General features: G+C 38.8%; 8 protein-coding genes. 2 read left to right on the forward strand and 6 right to left on the reverse strand.

The window, feature by feature from the left end; translation table 11 throughout:
• The 6 genes from WBN20_RS03580 to WBN20_RS03605 all read right to left on the reverse strand — a co-directional run.
• Window positions 1-754, reverse strand: a 754-nt coding sequence (locus tag WBN20_RS03580) for an NADH-quinone oxidoreductase subunit D (RefSeq protein ID WP_424280727.1), incomplete at its 3' end; no start/stop codon positions are given.
• 6 nt (window positions 755-760) lie between these two features.
• Window positions 761-1222: an NADH-quinone oxidoreductase subunit C gene (locus tag WBN20_RS03585; RefSeq protein ID WP_424271598.1), complete on the reverse strand. Its 462-nt coding sequence runs from the start codon at window positions 1220-1222 to the stop codon at window positions 761-763.
• 7 nt (window positions 1223-1229) lie between these two features.
• On the reverse strand, window positions 1230-1811 hold the full coding sequence (locus WBN20_RS03590; protein WP_424280728.1) for an NADH-quinone oxidoreductase subunit B: 582 nt from the start codon (window positions 1809-1811) through the stop codon (window positions 1230-1232).
• Window positions 1802-2152 carry an NADH-quinone oxidoreductase subunit A gene (locus WBN20_RS03595; protein ID WP_424273941.1) on the reverse strand — a complete coding sequence of 117 codons (351 nt, stop codon included), beginning with the start codon at window positions 2150-2152 and terminating at the stop codon, window positions 1802-1804. The genes WBN20_RS03590 and WBN20_RS03595 overlap by 10 nt, the downstream gene beginning before the upstream one ends.
• A 13-nt stretch (window positions 2153-2165) precedes the next feature.
• Window positions 2166-3179, reverse strand: coding sequence for a 2-oxoacid:ferredoxin oxidoreductase subunit beta (locus tag WBN20_RS03600; protein WP_424280729.1), 1014 nt, complete (start codon window positions 3177-3179; stop codon window positions 2166-2168).
• A 2-nt stretch (window positions 3180-3181) separates the two neighbouring features.
• Window positions 3182-5038 carry a 2-oxoacid:acceptor oxidoreductase subunit alpha gene (locus tag WBN20_RS03605; RefSeq protein ID WP_424280730.1) on the reverse strand — a complete coding sequence of 619 codons (1857 nt, stop codon included), beginning with the start codon at window positions 5036-5038 and terminating at the stop codon, window positions 3182-3184.
• A gap of 165 nt (window positions 5039-5203) precedes the next feature.
• On the opposite strand from WBN20_RS03605, the gene WBN20_RS03610 reads away from it, so the two are divergent.
• The gene (locus tag WBN20_RS03610) at window positions 5204-5554 is read left to right on the forward strand and encodes a 4Fe-4S binding protein (protein WP_424280731.1); all 351 of its coding nucleotides are present in this window, start codon (window positions 5204-5206) and stop codon (window positions 5552-5554) included.
• Between the two features lie 305 nt (window positions 5555-5859).
• A partial coding sequence (gene nifJ / locus WBN20_RS03615; RefSeq protein WP_424280732.1) for a pyruvate:ferredoxin (flavodoxin) oxidoreductase occupies window positions 5860-7622 on the forward strand: 1763 nt, incomplete at its 3' end.

Below are 7622 nucleotides of genomic sequence, written 5' to 3' on the forward strand. Positions count from 1 at the left end.
TAAATGTTACTTTATCCAAAGCACTGTAAGGATGGTGTTTTCTTACATCACAGGAATACCCGGAAGCTCTGCCTACAGGCCCGGAGGCCCCGTAAGATATAGCGTCTTCCTTGCTTAGTACACCTACACCAATAGCTCTTTTTTGAAAAATGACATTATCCGTAAGCAGACGGTCGTATTCTGGAAGCTTGGTCTTGAAATGTGTAATAAATTCTTTAACTCTTTTTACAAAATTAGGATGAATATCAAACATTAGTCCACCAGGGACATTATAATTCATGGTTAGGCGAGCACCACATGTTTCCTCAAATATATCATTAAGGAGTTCGCGGTCTCTAAAGCCGTAAAAATAGGTTGTTAAAGCCCCAACATCCATACCCATAACTCCCCACCATAAACAATGTGAGGATATTCTTGTAAGTTCACCAATTATAGTTCTAATTACTTTTACACGATCCGGAATTTCAAGTTGCAAAGCATTTTCAACAGTAAGACAAACGGCTTCATTATTTATGTTGGCAGACAAATAATCCATTCTATCCGTTAGGTGAACTATTTGCTGATAACTATCGCGTTCACACATTTTTTCAATGGAACGATGAATATAACCCAGGTCTGGTTCAACTTTTTTTATAATCTCACCATCTATTGTAAGCAAAAGCCTGAGAACGCCATGGGTTGCGGGGTGTTGTGGCCCCATGTTTATGAAATATTCTTCAGATTTAAAGTTGCTGGTAAGGGTGGTTGTCTCCATAACTGATTATTTGATAATCATATTAATGTTGTCTTCATAGTCCTTTCGCAATGGGAAACCATCCCAATCATCCGTTAAGAAAAGGCGTTTAAGGTTAGGATGATTGGTAAATATTATTCCAAAAAAATCAAATACTTCACGTTCGTGAAACTCTGCTGTTGCCCAAATATCATAAACTGAATCTATAACAGGATTTTCTCTTTCTGCCGTTTGCGTTTTTACTACAAGGATGTGCCTGAAGTTTGTGGATTCCAAATGGTAAACAACACCCAGTTCTTCGCCCCAATCTACACCACTTAAGCAAAACAAATAATCAAGATCTGTTTCATCATTATGTTTCAATTTGAACATGATGTCATGCAATTCTTCTATTGGAACCGTTACATTGAGGTATTGAGACCCTTCTTCAGTAAATGTCAGATTGGGACTCCAACTGCCAATTAATTCCTGTAATTCTTCGTTCTTCATCTATTTTTTATAAGCCTTCATCAAACCCGTCAATTGGATTTATTTTATGTTTCATATTTTCTGTCCTTATTTTATCCTGTAGCATCAGCATACCTTCTAACAATGCTTCAGGTCTGGGGGGACAACCAGGCACATATACATCCACGGGGATAACATGGTCTGCACCTTTTACTACTGAATACGTGTTGTAGAAAAAGGGACCTCCAGATATGGCACAGGCTCCCATGGCTATAACATATTTTGGTTCGGCCATCTGATCGTATAAGCGTCTTAGTACAGGGGCCATTTTGTTGACTATTGTCCCTGCTATAATTATCAAATCGGCTTGTCTGGGCGAAGGTCTGGCAACTTCAAATCCAAATCTGGAATAATCATGGCGGGCTGCACCGGTCTGCATCATTTCAATAGCACAACAACTCGTTCCAAAGTATAAAGACCATAAGGAATTGGATCTGCCCCAGTTAATAATTTTATCTAATGAGGTCACTATTACATTGGCACCGTTGCCTGCCGGGATTACTTTTCCCGGAAAGTCTTCAGGAACTTTACCCGGCTGACTCATTGGGTCATTTGTCTTATCTATTCCCATCTTAATGCTCCTTTTTTCCATGCATATAATAAGCCCAACCCTAAAATGACAAGAAAGATTAATATTTCAAAAAATGCAATTGCTCCAATATCTTTAAACACCACAGCCCAAGGAACCAAAAAGGCAACTTCAACATCAAAAATCAAAAATAGTATAGCAAATAAATAATATCCTACCTTAAACTGAACCCATGTTGGGCCGATAGTGGTCATTCCACTCTCGTAAGGTTCCCGTTTCTGAGGGTTATCAGACTTGTGAGAAATTAAATTTGATAAAAAATTCGCCCCTGCAACCAGGACAATTCCAGCAAGAAAAAATACAATAATTGCTTCAGAACCCATAGGCTAATTTACGTTATTTCACTTCATAAGTTTCTCCGGAGAAGAATAAATCATCAGTCTTTGTAAAGCTCGAACCAGCTTTAACGGCTTCCGTTAATTCATCAACCCGTTCTTCGAAAGTAACATCTGGAAAACTTCTAATGATACCGGTTATCAGCGGATATTCAGACCTTACCAACATTTGATGTAAGGTTGGATCTTGTTCTTCAGCATCATGAACAATCAGATCCGCTTCGGTAATTCCATTTTCTCCCAGGGTCACCACTTCTAATTTTAAACCGTTTAAGACCAGTCCTTTGTTTCGTTCTTTACCAAAAATCATCGGTTTTCCATGTTCAACAAATAATTGTTTGTCTTCTCTCACGGCTTTATCTGTATATTTTGAGAAACAACCGTCATTGAAAATCGGACAATTTTGAAGGACTTCGATTAAAGAAGTGCCTTTAAATTTTTCGGCTTTAATAAACATGTCTGTCATTTCTTTTGGTGTATTTCCACCAATTCTGGCAAAAAATCGAGCTTGCGCACCAATAGCCAATTCACCCGGTAAAAATGGTGGTTGAGTATTACCGTAAGGCGATGATTTTGTCTTTTGTCCTACCAGCGAAGTTGGGGAGAATTGCCCCTTGGTTAATCCGTAAATTTCATTATTGAACAATACAATATTCAAATCCAGGTTTCTTCTTAGCACATGAATAAAATGGTTACCGCCTATAGCCATTGAATCTCCATCACCAGTTATTATCCAAACACTGAGGCTGGGGTTGGCAAGTTTAACCCCCGAAGCTATGGCCGGGGCTCTTCCGTGAATGCTGTGCATGCCATAAGTGTTCATGTAATATGGAAAGCGGGAAGAACATCCTATACCGGAAATGAATACCACATCTTCTTTTTTAAGGCCCATTTCGGGAAGTGCCTTTTGCATGGAGCGGAGAATGACATAATCGTCACAACCGGGACACCACCTTACTTCCTGATCACTGGCAAAATCTTTAAACGTATATTTCGGCGTTGCTGTTGTCTCCATTTCTATTTCATTATTTTTTTAAATTCCTCTATAAGTTCACTGTTACCAAAAGGTAATCCTTGTACTTTATTATATTGTAAAAACTCAATGCCATGAAAATTCATTCTTAAAACTGAAGCAAACTGGCCTGTATTTAATTCGCAAACTACTATTTGTTTAAATCTTTTTAAGACCTCCTCCGTATTTTTAGGCAAGGGATTTATATAGTTAAAATGTGCAAGTCCAACAGAGGAATAACCTTCTTGTTTTAACTCTTTTACCGAAGAATATAAGGTGCCATAAGTGCCACCCCATCCAATTACCAGTAAATCGCCTTCATCAGCAAATTCAGTTTTCAGTTTTGGGATATAATTTTCAACTCTCTTTACCTTTTCAGCTCTGACACTGGTCATATATTCATGATTTTCAGGAACATATGATACCTGACCGGTCTCTTTGTCTTTTTCCAGACCACCTACTCTGTGTTCCAACCCAAATGTTCCGGGGATTGCCCAGTCGCGGGCCAGAGTTTTTTCATCTCTGTCATAAGGATTCCATGTTTCTTTTGCTTCTTTTATCAGCTTGGTTTTTATCTCGGGCATTTCAGATACAGATTGTATTTTCCAGGGTGCAGAACCATTGGCAATATAACCGTCGGTCAATAGGATTACCGGAGTCATATGTTCAATAGCCAGTTTTGCTGCTTCATATGCATAATTAAAGCAATTAGACGGAGTACTGGCTGCTATAATAATAACCGGACTCTCACCATTTCTACCATACAACGCCTGAAGTAAATCTGACTGTTCAGTTTTAGTAGGCAGGCCCGTAGATGGCCCTCCTCTTTGAACATCAACCACAACTAATGGTAATTCCAGAATCATGGCCAATCCCAGAGCTTCACCTTTTAAAGCCAAACCCGGGCCAGAAGTTGTCGTGATCGCTAAATCACCGGCAAAAGCCGCACCAATTGCAGATGTGATTCCTGCAATTTCATCCTCGGCTTGTAAGGTTTTAACGCCAAAGTGTTTGTGTTTAACCAGCTCGTGTAAAATGTCTGAAGCCGGAGTAATAGGGTATGAGCCTAAAAAAAGCTCCAGGCCAGATTTTTCAGCGGCCGCTAAAAACCCCCATGCCGTAGCAGTATTCCCCATTACTATTCTGTAAGTACCTGCCGCCATTTTAGCAGGAGCAACTGTATACGAATTGGGAATTAATTCCAGGGTTTCCGCAAAATAGAAACCTGCATTCAGCACCTTCGTATTGGCCTCAATAAGTTCTGGCTTAGTTTTAAATTTTTTATTAAAAAACCCTATGGTATGCTCTGTAGATCTGTTGTACATCCAATAGACTATTCCCAGGGCAAACATATTTTTACTCCTGGTGATACTTTTATTGTCTAGCCCCTCAACCTCTTTTAGTGATTCTTTGGTCAGTGATGTCATGGCAACTTCTATGACCACATAATTCTCCAAACTTCCATCTTCCAAGGGGTTGGATTCATACTGCGCTTTTTCTAAATTCTTTTTGGAGAAGGCATCTGTATCAACAATTACGGTATGACCTGGTTTTAATGCATGTAAGTTAGTTTTGAGCCCTGCAGGATTCATGGCAACCAAAAGGTCGACATTTTCGCCGGGGGCACTTATTTCAACACTGCCAATATGTACCTGAAAACCCGATACACCATAAAGGCTCCCCTGAGGGGCTCTAATTTCTGCCGGGTAGTTAGGGAAAGTGGCAATATCATTACCGAACATCGCAGATGTGTCAGAAAATTGAGTTCCGGTCAATTGCATACCATCACCGGAATCACCTACAAATCTTACTACTACGGCTTCCAGTACTTCCTGATTTTGTTTTGTTTTTGTAGCAATCATCTATACATGTTTATTTTTTGCTTATTTTTAACTTAAATGTAGTCTGATCAAAAATATTGGTGCCAAATATAAATTGGACATTTATAAAGAAATATGACTTTTATCATTAGATGGATATTTGTGGTACATTAAATTTACGGACAATTATTTCAAAAACATATAATTATGGCTATTATCATAACAGATGAATGCATCAACTGCGATGCTTGCGTTTCAGAATGCCCGAATAATGCAATATATGAACCAGATCAGGAGTGGTCGTATTCAGACGAAACCGCTTTGAGTGGAATGGTAACAACTCCAGCAGGACAAGAAGTTGATGCTGATGCTGAAAACGAACCTGTTTCGGACGAGTTTTATTTTATTGTTACCGATAAATGTACAGAGTGTAAAGGGTTTCATGACGAACCTCAGTGCGCTTCTGTTTGTCCGGTGGATTGTTGTGTTCCCGATGAGGACCACGTTGAAACTGAAGAAGAACTATTAGGAAAAAAAGTCTGGATGCATGGTGAATAAACCTTGATTTCTGACATAAATGCAAAATAAGCGCCCGATTGAATTTGAATCGGGTGCTTATTATTTGAAGGATTAGTTAAATCATCTGAAATAGCGCTCGCCCTTTTCTTCTAAGCATTCATACTCTTAATTCTAAATTATTTGGTAAAGGAATACCTGACATTTGTCATAGAATACCTTTGGTAATAACCCTAATTTTATCCGAAATTTAAAAATAATACCACTTGCAGTTGTAGGAATAAAAATATGTTATAAATACACTTAAATTTTTCTAATCTGCTTGTTTCTGCATTAATAAAATCACGATGATGAAAAAATTTCCAAAGTTAATTTGTGATGCTAATGAGGCCGTTGCACGAGTTGCTCACAAAACGAATGAAGTATGTGCAATCTACCCTATAACTCCGGCTTCGCCTATGGGGGAACATGTAGATGTTTATAGTTCTAAAGGGCAAAATAATATTTGGGGTAATATTCCCCGCATAGTTGAAATGCAAAGTGAAGGTGGAGCTGCCGGTGCAGTACACGGCTCTTTGCAGGCAGGGGCATTAACTACTACCTTTACTGCATCCCAGGGTTTGCTTCTAATGATTCCCAATATGTATAAAATTGCGGGCGAATTGTTACCTTCTGTAATTCATGTAGCAGCAAGAACAGTGGCAACCCATGCCCTGTCTATTTTTGGTGATCATTCTGATGTAATGGCAACAAGACAAACTGGTTTTTCTATGCTGTTTGGAGGATCTGTTCAGGAAGCCATGGACTTTGCTTTAATTTCTCAAATAGCTTCTTTGCGTTCAAGAGTTCCCTTTCTAAATATCTTTGATGGGTTCAGGACCTCACATGAAATATCCAAGATTGATGCAATTCCTGATGACATAATTGAAGCAATGATGCCTGAGGATAAGATCATGGAGCATAAAAAAAGATCTTTAGATCCAGATCATCCTGTTATTAGGGGAACATCTCAAAACCCTGATGTTTTCTTTCAGGCCAGGGAGGCATCTAATCCTTACTATGAAAAAGTTCCGGGCATTGTTCAGGAAGTCATGGATGAATTTTACAAGCATACCGGAAGAAGGTACAGCCTATTTTATTACTTGGGACACCCTGAGGCCGAGCGGGTTATTGTAATTATGGGATCTGGCCAGGGGGCTGTAAGAGAAGCTGTTGAGGCAATGGCAAATAAAGATGAAAAGGTTGGAGTAGTATTTGTTCGATTATACAGGCCATTTTCTGTATCTCATTTTATAGAAAGTCTACCTGCATCTGTAAAGAAAATTGCAGTTCTGGACAGAACTAAAGAACCGGGAAGCATCGGCGAACCATTATATCAGGATGTGATTACTGCACTGGTAGAGAGCGATAGAAATATTTCGGTTATAGGAGGCAGATACGGTTTGTCATCTAAAGAATTTACACCGCAAATGGTAAAAGGTGTTTTTGATGAACTAATAAAGGATAAGCCCAAAAATCATTTTACAGTTGGTATAAATGACGATATATCTCATACCAGTCTGGAATCCGATGATAATTTTAAAGTGAGAAGTACAACTATCAATTGTATGTTTTACGGGCTTGGATCAGATGGTACTGTTGGAGCGAACAAAAACTCCATTAAAATAATCGGTGATACAACCGATAATTATGTTCAGGGATATTTTGTCTATGATTCCAAAAAAGCGGGTGCGCAGACTATTTCGCATTTGCGCTTTGGACCGGAACCAATTTACTCTTCGTATCTAATAGACAAAGCCGATTTTATAGCAAGTCATCAATTTAATTTTATTGAACGATATGATATGCTTGCCGATTTAAAACCTGGTGGAACTTTCTTGTTAAACTCTCCTTTTTCCAAAGAGGATATATGGGACAAACTTCCCAAAAAGATGCAACAAGGAATCATTGAAAAAGAGGCGAAATTCTATGTAGTGGATGCAACTAAAGTGGCTCATGATGCAGATCTTGGGAAAAGGACAAATACGGTATTGCAAACTTGTTTCTTTGCAATATCTGGTATCCTGCCAAAGGATGAGGCCATTCAGAAAATAAAGGATGCCATTGTTAA

Origin of the sequence: Eudoraea sp. (assembly GCF_049665975.1) — a bacterium.
In the GTDB taxonomy this organism is placed as follows: domain Bacteria; phylum Bacteroidota; class Bacteroidia; order Flavobacteriales; family Flavobacteriaceae; genus Eudoraea.

What these genes read in the sequence shown, in the direction of transcription:
- WBN20_RS03605 (WP_424280730.1), bottom strand. Translation starts at nt 5,038, where the DNA reads ATGATTGCTACAAAAACAAAACAAAATCAGGAAGTACTGGAAGCCGTA.
- WBN20_RS03590 (WP_424280728.1), bottom strand. Translation starts at nt 1,811, where the DNA reads ATGGGAATAGATAAGACAAATGACCCAATGAGTCAGCCGGGTAAAGTT.
- WBN20_RS03585 (WP_424271598.1), bottom strand. Translation starts at nt 1,222, where the DNA reads ATGAAGAACGAAGAATTACAGGAATTAATTGGCAGTTGGAGTCCCAAT.
- WBN20_RS03610 (WP_424280731.1), top strand. Translation starts at nt 5,204, where the DNA reads ATGGCTATTATCATAACAGATGAATGCATCAACTGCGATGCTTGCGTT.
- WBN20_RS03595 (WP_424273941.1), bottom strand. Translation starts at nt 2,152, where the DNA reads ATGGGTTCTGAAGCAATTATTGTATTTTTTCTTGCTGGAATTGTCCTG.
- WBN20_RS03600 (WP_424280729.1), bottom strand. Translation starts at nt 3,179, where the DNA reads ATGGAGACAACAGCAACGCCGAAATATACGTTTAAAGATTTTGCCAGT.